This is a genomic window from Anaerococcus sp. HMSC075B03 (assembly GCF_001815585.1).
Taxonomy (GTDB): domain Bacteria; phylum Bacillota; class Clostridia; order Tissierellales; family Peptoniphilaceae; genus Anaerococcus; species Anaerococcus vaginalis.
This window is the reverse complement of the sequence record NZ_KV821168.1, coordinates 68,136-84,766: the sequence shown is the minus strand read 5'-3', so window position 1 is coordinate 84,766 and position 16,631 is coordinate 68,136. Positions and strand designations below refer to the sequence as shown.

General features: G+C 27.8%; 17 protein-coding genes. 16 read left to right on the top strand and 1 reads right to left on the bottom strand.

Annotated features, from left to right (window positions below; genetic code table 11):
• From HMPREF3045_RS02090 to HMPREF3045_RS02035, 12 genes are all read left to right on the top strand, one after another.
• On the top strand, positions 1–2,076 hold the full coding sequence (locus tag HMPREF3045_RS02090; RefSeq protein WP_070736916.1) for a bifunctional 4-hydroxy-3-methylbut-2-enyl diphosphate reductase/30S ribosomal protein S1: 2,076 nt from the start codon (positions 1–3) through the stop codon (positions 2,074–2,076).
• Between the two features lie 71 nt (positions 2,077–2,147).
• Positions 2,148–3,506, top strand: a complete 1,359-nt coding sequence (gene miaB, locus HMPREF3045_RS02085) for a tRNA (N6-isopentenyl adenosine(37)-C2)-methylthiotransferase MiaB (protein ID WP_070736915.1) — start codon at positions 2,148–2,150, stop codon at positions 3,504–3,506.
• 20 nt (positions 3,507–3,526) lie between these two features.
• Positions 3,527–4,504, top strand: coding sequence for a V0D/AC39 family V-type ATPase subunit (locus tag HMPREF3045_RS02080; RefSeq protein ID WP_070736914.1), 978 nt, complete (start codon positions 3,527–3,529; stop codon positions 4,502–4,504).
• 4 nt (positions 4,505–4,508) lie between these two features.
• The gene (locus HMPREF3045_RS02075) at positions 4,509–5,381 is read left to right on the top strand and encodes a V-type ATP synthase subunit I domain-containing protein (RefSeq protein ID WP_070736913.1); all 873 of its coding nucleotides are present in this window, start codon (positions 4,509–4,511) and stop codon (positions 5,379–5,381) included.
• Between the two features lie 12 nt (positions 5,382–5,393).
• The gene (locus HMPREF3045_RS02070) at positions 5,394–6,809 is read left to right on the top strand and encodes a V-type ATP synthase subunit I (protein ID WP_070736912.1); all 1,416 of its coding nucleotides are present in this window, start codon (positions 5,394–5,396) and stop codon (positions 6,807–6,809) included.
• A 10-nt stretch (positions 6,810–6,819) separates the two neighbouring features.
• Positions 6,820–7,245 (top strand): ATP synthase subunit C, encoded by a 426-nt coding sequence (locus HMPREF3045_RS02065; protein ID WP_004838899.1) that lies wholly within the window; start codon positions 6,820–6,822, stop codon positions 7,243–7,245.
• 1 nt (position 7,246) lies between these two features.
• On the top strand, positions 7,247–7,483 hold the full coding sequence (locus tag HMPREF3045_RS02060; RefSeq protein ID WP_004838898.1) for a V-type ATP synthase subunit F: 237 nt from the start codon (positions 7,247–7,249) through the stop codon (positions 7,481–7,483).
• A gap of 14 nt (positions 7,484–7,497) precedes the next feature.
• Positions 7,498–8,118: a hypothetical protein gene (locus HMPREF3045_RS02055; RefSeq protein ID WP_070736911.1), complete on the top strand. Its 621-nt coding sequence runs from the start codon at positions 7,498–7,500 to the stop codon at positions 8,116–8,118.
• Positions 8,102–9,853, top strand: a complete 1,752-nt coding sequence (locus tag HMPREF3045_RS02050; protein ID WP_070736910.1) for a V-type ATP synthase subunit A — start codon at positions 8,102–8,104, stop codon at positions 9,851–9,853. Before HMPREF3045_RS02055 ends, HMPREF3045_RS02050 begins: the two co-directional genes overlap by 17 nt.
• Positions 9,850–11,223 carry a V-type ATP synthase subunit B gene (locus HMPREF3045_RS02045; RefSeq protein WP_070736909.1) on the top strand — a complete coding sequence of 458 codons (1,374 nt, stop codon included), beginning with the start codon at positions 9,850–9,852 and terminating at the stop codon, positions 11,221–11,223. Before HMPREF3045_RS02050 ends, HMPREF3045_RS02045 begins: the two co-directional genes overlap by 4 nt.
• The gene (locus tag HMPREF3045_RS02040; protein ID WP_070640571.1) at positions 11,216–11,839 is read left to right on the top strand and encodes a V-type ATP synthase subunit D; all 624 of its coding nucleotides are present in this window, start codon (positions 11,216–11,218) and stop codon (positions 11,837–11,839) included. Before HMPREF3045_RS02045 ends, HMPREF3045_RS02040 begins: the two co-directional genes overlap by 8 nt.
• 69 nt (positions 11,840–11,908) lie before the next feature.
• Positions 11,909–12,445, top strand: coding sequence for a TIGR01440 family protein (locus tag HMPREF3045_RS02035; protein WP_019117614.1), 537 nt, complete (start codon positions 11,909–11,911; stop codon positions 12,443–12,445).
• Between the two features lie 36 nt (positions 12,446–12,481).
• Here HMPREF3045_RS02035 and rodA read toward each other — a convergent pair whose 3' ends face one another.
• On the bottom strand, positions 12,482–13,657 hold the full coding sequence (gene rodA, locus HMPREF3045_RS02030; RefSeq protein WP_070736908.1) for a rod shape-determining protein RodA: 1,176 nt from the start codon (positions 13,655–13,657) through the stop codon (positions 12,482–12,484).
• A 97-nt stretch (positions 13,658–13,754) separates the two neighbouring features.
• On the opposite strand from rodA, the gene nth reads away from it, so the two are divergent.
• From nth to trxB, 4 genes are read left to right on the top strand one after another with little or no spacing between them, the layout of a single operon-like run.
• Complete coding sequence (gene nth / locus HMPREF3045_RS02025) at positions 13,755–14,402, top strand: endonuclease III (protein ID WP_070736907.1); 648 nt, start codon at positions 13,755–13,757, stop codon at positions 14,400–14,402.
• Positions 14,399–15,232, top strand: coding sequence for a Cof-type HAD-IIB family hydrolase (locus HMPREF3045_RS02020; protein WP_070736906.1), 834 nt, complete (start codon positions 14,399–14,401; stop codon positions 15,230–15,232). The genes nth and HMPREF3045_RS02020 overlap by 4 nt, the downstream gene beginning before the upstream one ends.
• Positions 15,225–15,695, top strand: coding sequence for a tRNA (cytidine(34)-2'-O)-methyltransferase (locus HMPREF3045_RS02015; RefSeq protein ID WP_070736905.1), 471 nt, complete (start codon positions 15,225–15,227; stop codon positions 15,693–15,695). Before HMPREF3045_RS02020 ends, HMPREF3045_RS02015 begins: the two co-directional genes overlap by 8 nt.
• On the top strand, positions 15,696–16,622 hold the full coding sequence (gene trxB / locus HMPREF3045_RS02010; RefSeq protein ID WP_019117619.1) for a thioredoxin-disulfide reductase: 927 nt from the start codon (positions 15,696–15,698) through the stop codon (positions 16,620–16,622).
• Positions 16,623–16,631: the final 9 nt, after the last annotated feature.

Sequence of the window (16,631 nt, the reverse complement as noted above, 5' to 3'; positions counted from 1 at the left end):
ATGAAAGTAATAGTAGCGAAAAATTCTGGCTTTTGTAACGGGGTTAGAAGAAGTGTTGACCTTGCAAATAAAGCAAGCGAAAAAAATATAAAAACATATACACTAGGGCCTCTGGTTCACAATCCAACTCAAGTTAAAATGCTTGAAAAAAAAGGCGTAAGTGTGGTAGATGAAAATGAAGTTTTAGAAATAAAAAATTCACAAATAGTAATAAGAAGCCATGGAGTAAGTGAAAATCTAAAAGAAAATCTTAAAAAAAATTCTAATGAAGTTGTTGATGCAACTTGTCCAGTTCTTTTAAATATTTACAAAAAAATAATCGAAAAAGAAAATGAAGGATACACCGTAGTAATTATTGGAGATAAAGAACATCCTGAAATAAAAGCTATGGCATCTTACGTAAATAATGGTATAATAATAAAAGATGAGACTGAAGCAAAAAATATTACAAATATGTCAAAACTTTATGTTGTTAGTCAAACAACAAACAGAATTGATTTTTTTGAGAATATTGCTCATGAGTTAGAGAAGACGAATGATGATGTAGTAATAGAAAATACAATCTGCAATGCTACAAGATTAAGGCAAGAAGCATGTAAGAGCCTATCAAAAGAAGTTGATTGTATGATTGTTGTTGGTGGTTTTAATAGTTCGAATACAAACAAGCTTTATCAAATAGCACAAAAGTATTGTGAAAATGTTCAAAGAATAGAAACTGTTAAAGATCTACCTTTGCAAAAGCTCTCAAATTTTAATATAATAGGGGTAATCGCTGGTGCGTCCACACCAGATCAGGTTATCGAGGAGGTAGTTAATAGGATGGATGATTTAACAAATGAAGAATTAATGAACAGCATTGAAGATAGTATGAAAAAAATATATCCTAGAGATGTTGTAAACGGAACAATTATTGATGTGAAAGATGATGAAGTTTTCGTAGACATTCAATATCGTGCAGATGGTATTGTAAAATTAGATGAAATGACTGAAGAACAAAGAGAAAATCCAAAAGATAATTTTGAAATCGGTCAAGAAGTAGAAGTTTATGTTATAAAACTTGATGATGGAGAAGGCAATGTTTCATTATCTACTAGAAGAGTAGAAGGAATGAAAAATTGGAAAAACCTTAGAGAAGCTTACGAAAATGACCAAACTGTTGAAGGTGATGTAACAGGAGCAAACAAAGGTGGTCTTACAGCTAGAGTTATGGGAATCAATGGATTTGTTCCTGCAAGCCAAATAGCTCCATATTTTGTTAAAAACTTCAAAAAATTTGTTGGAGAACATTGGGATCTTAAAATCATTTCAATAGATGAGAGAAAAAATCGTCTAGTTTTATCAAGAAAAGACATTGTTGAAGAAAAACTTGATGAACAATGGGATGAATTAGAAGAAGGACAAGTTATAACAGGAAAAGTTGCAAGACTTACAGACTTTGGTGCTTTCATTGAAATAGGAAGTCTTGATGGATTACTTCACGTATCTGATATAGCTTGGACAAGAGTAGAACATCCAAAGGATGTTTTAAATATCGGCGATGATATTGAAGTTAAAATATTAAAATTAAACAAAGAAAAAAATAGAATTTCACTTGGAAGAAAACAACTTCTTGAAAAACCATTTGCAGAATTTACAAATGAACATGAAGTTGGAGATGTTATAACAGGAAAAGTTGTAAATCTTTTAGACTTTGGTGCTTTCGTTGAAGTTAGCGAAGGAGTTGAAGGATTAATTCACGTTTCTGAAATTTCATGGGATCATGTTGAAAAACCATCAGATGAATTAAATGTTGGCGATGAAGTAGAAGTTAAAATTTTAAGCATCGATCCAGAAGAAGAAAAAATTGGTCTTTCAATTAAAGCTTTAAAAGAAGCTCCAGAAAGAACTGAAAGAAAACCAAGAAGAAATAACGAAGAAAACAAAAACAGATCTAATGCTAAAGCTAAAAGAAAAGCTGAAAAGAAAGAAGCAAACAACGAATTTGGCGATAATGATTTAAATAATAACATTGGATTTGCTATAGAAGAAGTACTATCAGGTATAGAAATAGAAGACGAAGATTCTACTGAAGAATAATATCTGATAAATTACAATTATACAAAAAAGAGATGGTCTAGATCATCTCTTTTTTAGCTGTAAGGAGATATATGCAATTAAAAAATAATGAAAAATATAAGAATTATTTTGAAAATAAAAAATATAATATAACAACCTTTGGTTGTCAGATGAATGAACATGACTCTGAAAGAATATCTTATATATTAGAAGATTTAGGTTATACAAAAACTGATGATAGAAATGATGCTGATTTTATTTTATTTAACACTTGTCTTGTAAGAGAGAATGCTGAATTAAAACTTTATGGTCAAGTATCAAGTTTAAAAAAATTAAAAGAAGAAAATCCTGAAAAAATTATAGCAGTATCAGGTTGTATGATGCAAACTAGCGTTGCTAGAGAAGTTATAGAGAAAAAACATAAAGAAGTTGATATAATTTTTGGAACTAAAAATATAAATTCTTTGCCAGATCTTTTATTTAAATATTTAGAAACAGGCGAAAGAGTAATTGATGTTTCAGAAGATAATGTAAAAGATGATTACGTAAATTATAATAGCAAAAATAATTTTCAAGCTTATGTAAATATAATGAGAGGCTGCGATAATTTCTGTTCATATTGTATAGTTCCTCAATCAAGGGGAAGAGAAGAAAGTAGAAGACCATCTCACATTATTGAAGAAATTGAAAATTTAGTTAAAAATGGCTATAAAGAAATCACACTTCTAGGACAAAATGTAAATTCTTATGGAAACAAATCAGACTTTAATGTAACTTTTCCAGAACTTTTAGAAAAATGTGCAAAAATTGAAGGGGTTGAAAGATTAAGATTTACAACAAGTCATCCAAAAGATTTATCTGATGATTTAATTAGAGTTATTAAAGAAAATGATAATATATGTAATTATTTCCATCTTCCTATGCAATCAGGTTCTGACAAAGTTCTTAAAGATATGAATAGAAAATATAATAAAGAGCAATATTTAGAAAAAGCTAGAAAATTAAAAGAAGAGATTCCTGGTATTGCAATTTCTACGGATATTATTGTAGGTTATCCTACTGAAACAGAAGAAGATTTTCAAGAAACTTTAGATGTTTGTAGAAAAGTAGGATTTGATACTGCTTTTACTTTTAAATATTCTCCAAGACCAAAAACAAAAGCTGCTAAATTGGATCCAATTGACGATAAAATTGTTCAAGATAGGTTTGATAGATTACTGGATACTCTTTATCCAATATTTAATGAAAAAAATAAAGAATATGTAGGTAAAGTTGTTGAAGTCTTGTTAGAATCTGAAAGTAAAAATAATAAAGATGTTTTGACTGGTAGAACAGATACTTTTAAACTTGTTCATGTAAAAGCAGATAAGAAATTAATAGGGCAAATTGTCAAGGTAAAAATAACAGATAACACTTCATTTACAATATCAGGAGAACTAGTCCAAGATTAAATATTAAGAAAGAAGGCACTATGAAAGCTTATGTAGTAAAAGCAAAAGCTAAACTTGGGAAATTGCCTAGTAAAGAAATTTGTAGAGATTTATTGTACGAAGACAGTTTGGAAAGAAAATTAGATATTATTAGAGCAAATAAAAGTGAAATACCTAATATTTACTCTAAAAAAGATGTGGAAATTTTTCTTTCCAATAGCTTATATGACGATTTAAATTCATTTTTGAAATTTCTTAAAGGAGAAGAGAAAAATTTCTTTATAAAATATATTTCAAAATTCGAACTACAATTAATTCAATTAATTGTTCAGGCAATTTTAAATGAGCATTTGAAAGACAGTTTAGATATTATAAAAAGAGAAAAATTTTCTCAAAATATAAATGTATCAAAAGACGATGATTTTCAAACTTTTGTAGAAAAATCTAAGTCAACTAGGTACTATAGAACTCTTTATCCGTTTTTAAATGAAAATATGCAAAAAGATTCTATAATTTTTCTAATATCTAATTCATTAAATAAATTTTATTATAGAGATCTTTTAGAAGAAACTAAAAAACTTCCAAAAAATCTTGGTAAGGAGCTTAGAGAATTTATAGGTAAAGAAATTGATATTTTTAATATTGAAATGTTATTTAGATTAAAAAACTACTTTATTTTAAATGATTATGAAATATTTAATTATTTAATTGAAGGTGGAAAATATCTAAAAACAGAAGATTTAAAAAAATTATCAAAATTAAGTCTAGATAAAGTTAAGGAAAAAATATTAGGAAGTCCTTATAATTCATTATTTAATAATTCTTCTAATTTCTATAAGGCAAAGCAAGATTTATTGAGTGATAATTCAAAAAGGTTAAATAATTCAAAATATGATTTACTAAAATTAATTTATATAGTTGATATGATGGAAATTTCTAATAAAAATATCATAAGTATGCTTGAATTTGATGAAACTTTTGATAAGGATGAAAAGAAGCGTTATATAATAAAGAGGTGATAAAATGGCTGTCGAAAAAATGCACTTAGTTAATATAATGGCAAAACTTGAAAATTTAGATGATTTTCTTGAAGATTTAATTAACATTGATGAATTCGATCAAGTTGATGCTTTTAGACAAGTACAAAACAGAGAGTTTTCTATAAAAGCTAGCGAAGAAAATATCGATAAAACTGAAGATTTTAATGAGCTAGATAGCTTTGAAAAAATAGATTCTACTTTTATAAAAAATCTTGAAGATATTAAAGAATTTTTGAATTTAGAAGATTCCGATAATGGAAAAAGAATTAATGATGAAAAACTTAAAAATTTGCTAAAAATGCTTGAAGATAATATAGAAAAGAAAAAAGAATTAGAAGAAAGAAACAAAAAGCTTGAAGAATATATAAATAACTTACAAGCACTTGAAAATGAAGAAATAAATATAAATAAAATAACAAATTTAAATTATTTTAATTATAGATTGGGAGAAGTTAGTAAAGACGGTAGGTTTATATTAAAAAATAATTACGAATCGATACCATCATTAATTATCCATCTACAAAAAAATGATCCAAATATAAAAACTAATAAAGAAGCTTTAAAAAGTATTTATAGTATTGATGATGAAACGACAAAATTAAGAAATGATACTGATGTAATACTAAAAAATGAAAAAGAGAATGTTAATAAAGTTAGTCTTGAACTAAACAAAAATTATGATTCAAAAACTAAGGATGATTCCAATAAAATTTATGATGATATTTTAAAAGAAGCGGATTATAAGAAAAAAGAAATAGAAGAATTTTACGAAGAGCAAAAATTAGAAAGTAAAAAAGTTTTTAATGAAAAGAAAGATAAGTTAGTAAAAGAATTCTTTGAAAAGATTATTGACTAGAAGGCAGGTTTTATGAAATTATTGGAAAAATTAGGATTTAAAGATAAGAATGAAAATAATATAAACCAATCTATTGAAAGTGGGAATGAAGATTATCTTTTAGTTTATCCAAAAAGTGTTGAAGATGAAGTAAATAGAACAATTTCATCTTTGGGTTTTATTGATAAGGATATTCCAGAAAATAAAAGTTTAGAAGAAATAAAAAAAGAATACCAAGAAAATAAAATTGAGCTTAAAAAGATAAATGAAAATCTAGAAAAAATCAAAATTGATAATATAGATGAATTGAAAAACCTTCCAAAGACTATAGATTTTTATAAGAAGTCTTCTAAAATAAAAGATAAAATGTTAAAAGGTAGAAAGTATTTTTATCTTTCAGGTTGGGTACCAGAATCAAAATTACAAGTTGTAAAAAATTCTGTAGAGAAATATGAAGACAGTTTGGTAGATCAAAAAAAAAATAGCCAGACAATAGCAAACCCACCAACTAAATTAAAAAATAATCAACTAACCAGGCCCTTTGAGTTTTTGGTTAATATGTATGGAGCACCAAACTACAATGAAATAGATCCTACAGGATTTTTCGCAATAACTTATATGCTTTTGTATGGAATGATGTTTGGTGATCTAGGACAGGGATTAATTTTTATATTGGCTAGTTTTCTAGTAGAAAAGAAAAATAAAATATTTGGTCAATTAGTAAGAAGAATAGGATTTTCTGCTTGCTTTTTTGGCATAATGTATGGATCATTTTTTGGAATTGAAGATTTAATACCAACATTATTAATTAAACCATTTGATAATATTTTAAAAGTCTTAGTTGCTTCAGTTGCCTTTGGAGTTATTCTAATTCTTATATCCTATATCTTAGGAATTTATAATAAACTTCACAAGCAAAAAGATTTAGAAGAAGGAGTTTTTGGGAAAGAAGGTATAGCAGGATTAATTATGATGATTTCATTTATTTTAATCATTTTAAATATTGTAAAAATTAATCCATTGCCAATGAAATTTTCAATAACTTTACTTGTATTATCAATTATATTGATGATATTTAAACAACCAATTTCTAGAAAAATGTTAGGAATTAATCCAATATATGATCAATCTTCTGCTGATTATTATATAGAAAGTTCATTTTCTATAATTGAAGCTTTGCTTTCTGTATTTTCAAATCTTGTTTCTTTTACAAGAGTAGGTGCGTTTGCTATAAACCACGTCGGTTTATACATGGCTTTTGAAGTTATGAGTAAGCTTGTAGGCGGAGGAATTATAGGAATTATTATTTTAATATTTGGAAATATTTTAATAATAGGACTTGAAGGAATGATTGTATTTATTCAAGGTTTAAGATTAGAATTTTATGAAATGTTTAGTAAATATTACAAGGGAGATGGACAAAAATTTAGTCCAATAAGTAAATTATAAGGAGAAAATAATGATTTTAATTTCAATATTAGCATTAGCATGCGTTGTTATAACAATTTATTCAGGTTTGTACTTATTAAAAAATAATGAAGATAGCTCTAAAGAAAAAATAAGAAAAGCTTTAAAAATAAATTTATCTACATTTATTCCAATAATGGTTATGATTTTGGTTTTAGTTTTACCAAACGGTGTTAAAGCAGCTACAGCTGGAAGTGCTAGTGAAACAGCAAGTGGCTTGAAATATATTGGGGCAGCCTTATCAACAGGTCTTGCAACAATAGGAACAGGATATGCAGTAGGTCAAGTAGGCTCAGCAGCTCTTGGAGCAATTTCAGAAGATGCATCAATTCTTGGAAGAACAATAATTTTCGTAGGACTTGCTGAAGGTATTGCAATCTTTGGTGTAATTATTTCTATAATGATTTTATTTGCTTAAAATGAAAGCAAAAGTAATTACAAATGACTTATCTTTTCTTCTTGGCTTTAGGCTTGGAGGAATTGATGGTTTGATTTTAGAAAATGAAGAAGAAATATCTTATAATTTTAAAGATTTTACAAAAGAAAAAGACTTAGCTTTAATTATATTTTCAAAATATTGCTATGAGAAAATAAAAGATGAGGTAGAAAATTATAGGGTAGAAAATGCTACTCCTTTAGTAGTAGTTTTAGATTAGTAAAGGAGACTTAAATGCTAGATTTAAGTGCAAAAATTTCAAGCTTTAGGAAGATGGTTTGGTCAAATGAAAAAAGAAAAAGCGAAAAAGAATTATATGATTCAACAGACTTTTCTTCAAAAACTTTAAATGAAATTAAGGATAACTTAGATAAAAATTATAAGCTTTATATAGAAAAAAGAAAAGAATTTGCCAATGCAAGAAAAAATGAAAAAATTGCAAATATTTCTCAAAATAAAAAAACTTCATATAACAAATTCAAAGAATCTTTGCTTGATGAATTAATTGAAGAAATTAAAGATGAGTTAAAAAATTATTCAAATACTAATGAATATAAGAAAAAACTTGCAATAAAGGCAAATGAAATATATAAGAATTTATCTGAAAATGATAATGATTTGATATTGTGTGTAAAAAAATCTGACCAAGAATTATTTGATTTTAAAACAGAAGAAATGGATGATTCAAAAATAGGAGGCTTTATTATAAAAAATAAAGATTTTACTTATCAATATGATTATTCTTTAGAAAAAAAATTAGATAATTATAAATATGAAATAGGAAGCAAATTTTATAAAATAATTTCTGATGAATTTGAAAAAGAAATGGAGGATAAGAATGACTCCAACAATTAAATCTATAAATGGTCCCGTAATAAAGGCTAGAAATGCGTCAGATTTAAAAATAAGAGAGATGGTAACTGTAGGTAAACTTAAACTTATTGGAGAAGTTGTTTCGATAGATGGAGATTATGCAATAATTCAAGTTTACGAAGATACCTCAGGTTTGAAAATAAATGACGAAATAGTAAAAACAAATAGACCCTTATCAGTAAGACTTGGCCCTGGAATGATTGGAAATATGTTTGATGGAATCCAAAGACCGCTAGATAAAATTGCTTTAAATCATGGCTCTTTTATTCCATCAGGACTTGGGCTTTCAAATCTTGATGAAGAGAAAAAATGGGATGTAAAAATCAAAGTAAAAGTTGGCGATAAAATAAAAAAAGGTCAAATATATGCAACTATTGATGAAAGTCCAATAATTGAACATAGGCTAATGTCAAATTTTGATGGAGAAGTCCTAGAAGTTTTAAATGATGGAAAATATTGTATTGAAGATACAATTGTAAAAGTTAAAACTAAAGAAAAAATTGAAGATTTAAAATTGTATCAATATTGGCCTGTAAGAGTTCAAAGACCGATTAAAAGAAATAAACCTTTAAGTGAACTTTTACTTACTGGCCAAAGAGTTTTGGATATATTTTTTCCTATCGCAAAGGGAGGAACAGTTGCAATTCCAGGTGGTTTTGGAACTGGAAAGACTATGCTCCAACATCAATTGGCTCAATATTCTAATGCAGATATAATTATTTATATTGGTTGTGGAGAACGTGGTAACGAAATGACTCAAGTTCTCGAAGATTTTCCTAATCTTATTGATCCTAATACAGGCAGAGGATTAATGGAGCGAACAATTCTTATTGCAAATACTTCAAATATGCCTGTAGCTGCAAGAGAGGCGAGTATTTACACAGGAATAACTATGGCTGAATATTTTAGAGATATGGGCTATGATGTTGCTTTGATGGCAGATTCTACATCAAGATGGGCAGAAGCTTTAAGAGAAATTTCTGCAAGACTTGAAGAAATTCCAGCGGAGGAAGGATACCCAGCTTATCTTGGCTCACGACTTTCACAATTTTATGAAAGAGCAGGCGATTTTATAAATTTAAATGGAAGTCATGGTTCTGTTACTCTTATTGGAGCAGTTTCTCCAACAGGTGGAGATTTTTCTGAGCCCGTAACAGAAAACACTAGAAGAAGTGTAAATGTATTTTTGGGACTTGATAAAAATCTTGCTTATTCAAGACATTATCCTGCTATAAATTGGTTAAATTCATATTCAAATTATCTAAATCAAATGGCAAATTATTATGAAAATATTAGTGGGGAAGATATAGTTTCTTTAAGAAATAAAATGATGGAAATTTTAACTGAGGAAGACAAATTGCAATCAATAGTAATGCTGGTAGGAAAAGATTCCCTATCAGATAAGCAAAAAAATCTTTTGGATGTAGCAAGTATGATTAAAATTGCTTTTCTTCAACAAAATGCCTTTAATGATACCGATAAATATGTTCCATTAAATAAGCAAATTCAAATGCTAAAAGTTATAGAAAATTATTATAATATTTCAAAAAATTTAATCGAAGAAGGAATATCTTATAAAAATATTTACGATAAAACATTAATATCCAAAATTAATTCAATGAAATATGATATTAAAAATGATGAAATTGAAAAATTTGCATCACTAAATAACAATATTCAATCATATTTTCAAAGTGTGAAAGAAGGTAATAAATGAAAAAGCAATATACAAAAATCAAAAAAATTGAGGCCTCAATTATTGAACTTGATAAGGTAGAAGATATTGCTTACAATGCTGTGGTAAAAGTAAATACTTTGGGAGAAAATTTTATTGGTCAAGTTGTAAAAATTGATGATGATACAGTTACAGTAGAAGTTTTTGGAAATACACAAGATTTTTCTTTAAATGATATTGTTGTAGAATTTGAAGAAAAGCCTTTAGAAATTCCCTTAAACGAATCTATTTTAGGAAGAACTTTTAATGGGATTGCAAGACCTATTGATGATGGTGGAGAAATTTATTCTGATAAATTTTATTCAGTTGAAGGAAATCCTCTAAATCCTGTTGCAAGAGAATATCCAAGAAATTTTATCCAAACAGGAATTTCATCAATAGATATTCTTACGACATTAATTCGTGGACAAAAACTTCCAATTTTTTCTGGATCAGGAATGCCACACAACGAAATAGCAGCCCAAATCGTAAGACAAGCAAAATTAAAAACTGAAGAGGATTTTTGTTTTGTTTTTGCTGCTATGGGAATTAAAAAAGATGAAGCTATGTTTTTTGAAGATGCTTTTACCAAAGCAGGAGTTAAAGATAAGGTAGTAATGTATGAAAATTTGGCAGATGATCCAATTATGGAAAGATTAATTACACCAAAATGTGCCCTTACAGCTGCTGAATATTTGGCTTTTGAAAAAAATAAACACGTTTTGGTAATAATTACAGACATTACATCTTATGCAGAAGCTCTTCGTGAAGTGTCTTCAATTAGACAAGAAGTTCCTTCTCGTAAAGGCTATCCTGGATATTTATATTCAGATCTTGCAAGCTTATATGAAAGAGCTGGTATGATTGATGGAGTTAATGGTTCTGTAACTTTAATTCCAATTTTGACAATGCCAAACGATGATATTACTCATCCAATCCCAGATTTAACGGGATATATTACAGAAGGACAAATTGTAATTGATAGAAGCTTAGATCAAAAAGGAATTTATCCTCCAATAAATATTCTTCCTTCTTTATCAAGACTTATGAAAGATGGAATTGGAGAAGGCTTTACAAGAAGTGATCATGATGATTTGATGAATCAGCTTTACGAATCTTATTCAAAAGTTCAAGAAATTAGAAATATTTCTCAAATAGTTGGAGAAGATGACTTATCAGATTTGGATAAAAAATATTTGGATTTTGGTAAAAATTTTGAAAATAGATTTTTAAGCCAAGATTCTTATGAAAATAGGAGTTTGGAAGATTCTTTGGATTTGGGATGGGATATTTTAAAAATTTTACCAATTGAAGAAATTCACAGGGTAAGCAAGGAAAATAAGGAAAAATATTTGGGAGCTAAATATGACTGAAACAAAATTTGCCCCAACTAAGGCAAATTTGATGAAGGCAAAAAATCAATTAAGCCTAATCAATGAAGGTTATGATATTCTTGATAAAAAAAGAAAAGCTTTGATAGGTCAATATAATGCAAAAATAAATCAAAGAAATGAATTGAATAAAATTGTTAATTCTTGCATTAAAGATGTTAAAAAAAATATAAAAAAAGCAATTGTAACAACTGGGGAAGATAGGTTAAAATCGATAGCCTTATCAGTTCCCCTAGATGAATCCATTACTTTGAAAGAAAAAAAGTTTATGCAAACAAAAATTTTTGAAATTGATTTTGATTCGAAAAAATTGGACTTATCGTATTCATTAAATTTGACTAATTCTTTATTTGATGAGGCTCTTTTGTCATTGAATGATTTAAAAGAGAAAGTATATAAACTTGCAGAGCTTGATACAACTATTAAAAATTTGGATACAGAAATAAAAAAAACATCCAAAAAAGTAAATTCATTAGAAAAAGTTCAAATTCCAAATTATAAGGCTATAATTAAATCAATTTCTAGCCAAATTGAAGAGAGAGAAAGAGAAGAATTTTCTAAAACAAAAATGATTAAAGACAAAAAAATTAATAAGTAAAAGATAGGTGCTTATGTCATCTATCTTTTTTTATTGGGTATATTTCTAATAGAGTGATTAGGAGGGGTTATGGAAGATATAAAAAATGAAGTTAAAAAAGCTTGTTTGGAAATTCTTGAAAAATCTAAGGCAAAAGCGGGAGATGTTTTTATTCTAGGTGGATCATCTTCTGAAATTTTGGGATATAAAATTGGTTCACATTCGAGTGTAGAAGTTGGAGAGGAAGTTATTAAAACTTTACTTGAAATTTTAAATGAGAAAAAAATTTATCTTGGTGTTGGTGGATGTGAACATATAAATAGGGCGATTGTTGTTGAAAGAGAGCTTGCTTTTAGGGATAGATATGAAATTGTATCTGTCATTCCTCAAATACACGCAGGAGGTTCTTTTGCAACTGCTGCTTATAAATATTTTAAAGATCCTGTTGTAATTGAACATATAAGTGGAGATATTGGTATGGATATTGGAGATGCAAATATAGGGATGCATATAAAATTTGTCCAAGTTCCTCTTAGATTAGAAATTAAAAATATTGGAAATGCTCATTTGACTGCTTTAAAATCTAGACCAAAATTAATTGGTGGAATTAGGGCAAGATACGAATAAAAAAATCCTTGCAAATTAATTTTTGCAAGGATTTTTTTATTTATTCTCAGATAAATTTATATTTTTATTAGGTGTATTTTTAAATTTTATAGTTTCGTAATAACTTGTATCTTCAATATCATAGGATGATTTTTGCATTGATGCTGATAGGGCAAGTCCTATATTTATAAAACAAATTAGTAAGAATGTTCCACCTGATGAAAAAAATGGGAGGGGAATTCCTGTTACAGGCATAAGTCCTATAGTCATTGCCACATTTTCAAAAATATGGACAAAAAACATTGCACAGATTCCAGCAACCATTAAAGATATAAAGGAATTTCTTGAATTTTTGCTTATTGTTAAAAGTCTATAAATCATTATTACAAAGGCAATTAACATTAGTATAGCTCCAATAAATCCTAATTCTTCAGCAAGAACTGAGAATATAAAATCACTTTCTTTTTCTGGAATATAACCATATTGTGCTTGAGTTCCTTGCATAAATCCTCTACCAGATAACATTCCTGAAGCAATAGCTATTAAACCTTGTTGTTGTTGCCATCCACTTCCTGATGTATCTCTTGATGGGTCTAAAAAATCGTGAATTCTATCAGCCTTGTAGCCTTTTAGATTTAATAATAAAAACAAAGCTCCCAAAACTGACACAGCTAAAAGTCCAACAATCCATTTCCAAGAAAGTCCAGCCAAAAAAAGCATTACAGCTATAAAGAAAATATAAACCATAGCTGTACCAAAATCTGGTTGTAACAAAATAAAAACTATTGGCAAAAATGCAAAAATTAAAGTTTTTATAAGTCTTGATGGATTGTTAATTTCTTCCTTATATTTTTCTAAATATGCTGCTAAGGCAAAAATAATTCCTATTTTTGTAATTTCTGATGGTTGGATTTGAACAGGTCCAATAATTAGCCAAGAATTTGAACCCCATCTTTCAGCACCTTGTCCTAAAAAAATAGTTAAAATCAAAAGCAATAGAGAAACTCCATAAACGGGGTAAGCTGCTTTTTTTAAAACATCTAGATCCATTGTGCAAATAAGTATTATAAAAGAAAATCCTAAAATACTAGCAATAATTTGGCTTTTAATTTCTGAAAAATTTCCAGAAAAAGCAGAATAAAGGACAAATAGTCCATATATACTCAAAAAAGTTGTGCTCAAAAACAAAAGCCAATCAAATTTTTTGAATTCTTTTTTCTTTATATTAAACATTTAATCACTCCAATTCAAAAATAATTATATAATAGACAGAAAATTTCTTCAATTAATATTTTTATATTTAAGGGTATAATGATAAAACGATAAAGAGGTGATAATTATTTTAAACAAAAGTGAAATTAATGAAGTTGTTGATAGATTAGATCAAATGTATCCGAATTTAGATAAAAGTTTTTTAGATTTTACAACGCCATTTGAGCTTTTAATTGCAACAATTTTATCTGCCCAATGTACAGATGTTAGGGTAAATAAAGTTACAAGCAATATGTTTAAATTCGCAAATACTCCAGAAGATTTTTCTAATATGGATATAAAAGAAATTGAATCTTATATAAAAACTTGTGGTTTATATAAAAATAAGGCAAAAAATATAAAAAATGCCTCAATAATGCTTATTAGAGAATTTGATGGAAAAGTTCCAGATAATATGAAAGATTTAACAAAACTTCCAGGTGTTGGAAGAAAAACCGCCAATGTTGTAATGAGCAATGCTTTTGGCATTGATGCAATAGCAGTAGACACTCATGTTCAAAGAGTTTCAAATAGAATTGGACTTGCAGCTAGCAAAGATGTTTTGAATACAGAAAAAGATTTAAGAAAAAATTTGCCGAAAGAAAAATGGTCAAAACTTCATCACCAAATAATTGCTCATGGAAGAAAAATTTGTAAGGCAAGAAATCCCTTATGTGAAGAATGTGATTTAAGAGGTTTATGTGAAGATTATAAGGAGAGAAGATGATAAAATTATTTGCAATGGACTTGGATGGAACAAGTCTTGACAATAATTCGATTTTAAGAAAAGAAACAATAGATGCCCTAAAAAAATTAGATGAAAATGGAATTAAATTTGTATTTACATCAGGCAGAGCTATGCCTTCAGTTAGATATTTAATGTCTTTGACAGGTATTGACAATCCATTTGTTACAAACAATGGAGCACTTGCTATGATAAATAAAGAAAAACCAATATACACAAAAGGAATTGAAGATAAAAAAATCAAAGAGCTAATTAATTTTAGCGAAAACAATGAGCTTTCCTATCAATTTTATGACGTAGATACATACTATTCAAATAGAATTAGACCAGAAAGATTTAATCATTTGAAAAAAGATAGTCAGTACGGAATGAATTATCAAGTGAATTTTTCATTTTCAACAAATCCATTAAAAGAATTAAATAATAGAAAAAATACCGCCTTAAAATTTCAAATTTTTCCAGATATAGAAAAAAAAGAAGAAAAGATTATGGTCTTAGAAAAAGTTAAAGAATTAGACCTTTATGCTACAAGCTCAAATGAAAAAGTTATTGAAATTATGGAAAAAAATGTAAACAAGTTTAATGGAATAAGTGAGATAGGAAGTTTTCTGGGTATAAATAAAAATGAGATTGCAGCAATTGGCGATCAAGATAATGACATTCCCATGTTAGAAAATTCAATCTTATCATTTGCTATGGGAAATTCTATTGATAAGGTAAAGGAAGTTTGCGACTATACTGTTTCAACAAATGAAAATTTTGGCTTAGTTGAGGCAATAAATATAGTATTGGAGAAAAATTCCCATGTTTAATATAGTTTTAATTTCACCAGAACATCCTGGAAATGTAGGAAATATTTCAAGAACTTGTGTATTAACCGAATCAAGACTCCACTTAATAAGACCATTTAAATTTGATTTTTCAGATAAAAGTTTAAAAAAAGCAGGCATTGATTATTGGGATAAACTTGATTTAGTAGTTCACGACTCAATGGAAGAATTTTTGGAATATATAAAAGGGAAAAATATTTATCTTATTGAAACTGGCAGTGATAAAAATTATGCAGATATTTCTTACAAAGATGGAGATTATTTGATTTTTGGCAGGGAAAAAGAAGGGATTGATATAAAAATAATAGAAAAATTTAAAGATAGAGTTTATACAATTCCAATGACAAAAAATATGGATAGGTCACTTAATTTAGCCAATTCAGTTGCGATAGTTTTATATGAAGGTCTTAGGCAAAATAATTTTTTAATTAATAGAGGTGATTAAATGTTTGATGTAATTATTATAGGAGCAGGCCCTGCGGGACTTACAGCAGGTCTTTATGCAGGTAGAGCAAAATTAAAAACATTAATTTTAGAAAAAGATATTGCAGGTGGACAAATTGCTACAACAGAACATGTAGAAAATTATCCGGGATCAATGAAAGATGCTGGTGGACTTGCCTTATCTGACAGAATGGAAGAACAAGCCAAACAGTTTTGCGATATAAAATATCAAGAAGTAACAAAAGTAGAACTTTTGGGCGACGTTAAAAAAGTTTATACAAAAGATGAAGTTTATGAAACGAAAGTTGTAATACTTTCAACAGGAGCAAGTCATAGAAAATTAAATGTAAAAGGCGAAAAAGAATTTGCAAATCTTGGAGTTTCATATTGTTCAACTTGTGATGGTCCATTTTATCAAGGACTAGATATTTATGTAGTAGGTGGTGGAGAAGCTGCCCTTGAAGAAGCTTTGTACCTTACAAAATTTGGAAAAAGTGTAACAATAATTCACAGAAGAGAAGGACTTAGAGCAAGTCAAACTGTTATTGATAGATGCAAAGATAATGAAAAAATTTCTTTCTTATTAAATTACACAGTTGAAGAAATAAAAGGAGATAGCGAAGTAAAAGAATTAGTTTTGAAAAATACACAAACTAATGAATTAAAAACAATAAAAAATGATGACGATAGTCCAATTGGAGTTTTTGTATATATAGGGAATGTTCCACAAACAGATTTGTTTAAAGACCAAGTTGAATTAGAAAATGGATATATTCCAACAGATGAGGATATGAAAACAAATGTTAAAGGAGTATTTGCAGTTGGAGATACTAGAGTCAAAAAAATTAGGCAAATGGTAACAGCTGCAAGTGATGGATGTATTGCTAGCGAAATGGCAAACAAGTATATTGAAAATGGTAATTGGTAGAACTAACTT

Excerpts from the sequence above, each read along its gene's own strand:
- HMPREF3045_RS02090 (WP_070736916.1), top strand. The coding sequence starts at position 1 with ATGAAAGTAATAGTAGCGAAAAATTCTGGCTTTTGTAACGGGGTTAGA.
- miaB (WP_070736915.1), top strand. The coding sequence starts at position 2,148 with ATGCAATTAAAAAATAATGAAAAATATAAGAATTATTTTGAAAATAAA.
- HMPREF3045_RS02080 (WP_070736914.1), top strand. The coding sequence starts at position 3,527 with ATGAAAGCTTATGTAGTAAAAGCAAAAGCTAAACTTGGGAAATTGCCT.
- HMPREF3045_RS02075 (WP_070736913.1), top strand. The coding sequence starts at position 4,509 with ATGGCTGTCGAAAAAATGCACTTAGTTAATATAATGGCAAAACTTGAA.
- HMPREF3045_RS02070 (WP_070736912.1), top strand. The coding sequence starts at position 5,394 with ATGAAATTATTGGAAAAATTAGGATTTAAAGATAAGAATGAAAATAAT.
- HMPREF3045_RS02065 (WP_004838899.1), top strand. The coding sequence starts at position 6,820 with ATGATTTTAATTTCAATATTAGCATTAGCATGCGTTGTTATAACAATT.
- HMPREF3045_RS02060 (WP_004838898.1), top strand. The coding sequence starts at position 7,247 with ATGAAAGCAAAAGTAATTACAAATGACTTATCTTTTCTTCTTGGCTTT.
- HMPREF3045_RS02055 (WP_070736911.1), top strand. The coding sequence starts at position 7,498 with ATGCTAGATTTAAGTGCAAAAATTTCAAGCTTTAGGAAGATGGTTTGG.
- HMPREF3045_RS02050 (WP_070736910.1), top strand. The coding sequence starts at position 8,102 with ATGACTCCAACAATTAAATCTATAAATGGTCCCGTAATAAAGGCTAGA.
- HMPREF3045_RS02045 (WP_070736909.1), top strand. The coding sequence starts at position 9,850 with ATGAAAAAGCAATATACAAAAATCAAAAAAATTGAGGCCTCAATTATT.
- HMPREF3045_RS02040 (WP_070640571.1), top strand. The coding sequence starts at position 11,216 with ATGACTGAAACAAAATTTGCCCCAACTAAGGCAAATTTGATGAAGGCA.
- HMPREF3045_RS02035 (WP_019117614.1), top strand. The coding sequence starts at position 11,909 with ATGGAAGATATAAAAAATGAAGTTAAAAAAGCTTGTTTGGAAATTCTT.
- rodA (WP_070736908.1), bottom strand. The coding sequence starts at position 13,657 with ATGTTTAATATAAAGAAAAAAGAATTCAAAAAATTTGATTGGCTTTTG.
- HMPREF3045_RS02020 (WP_070736906.1), top strand. The coding sequence starts at position 14,399 with ATGATAAAATTATTTGCAATGGACTTGGATGGAACAAGTCTTGACAAT.
- HMPREF3045_RS02015 (WP_070736905.1), top strand. The coding sequence starts at position 15,225 with ATGTTTAATATAGTTTTAATTTCACCAGAACATCCTGGAAATGTAGGA.
- trxB (WP_019117619.1), top strand. The coding sequence starts at position 15,696 with ATGTTTGATGTAATTATTATAGGAGCAGGCCCTGCGGGACTTACAGCA.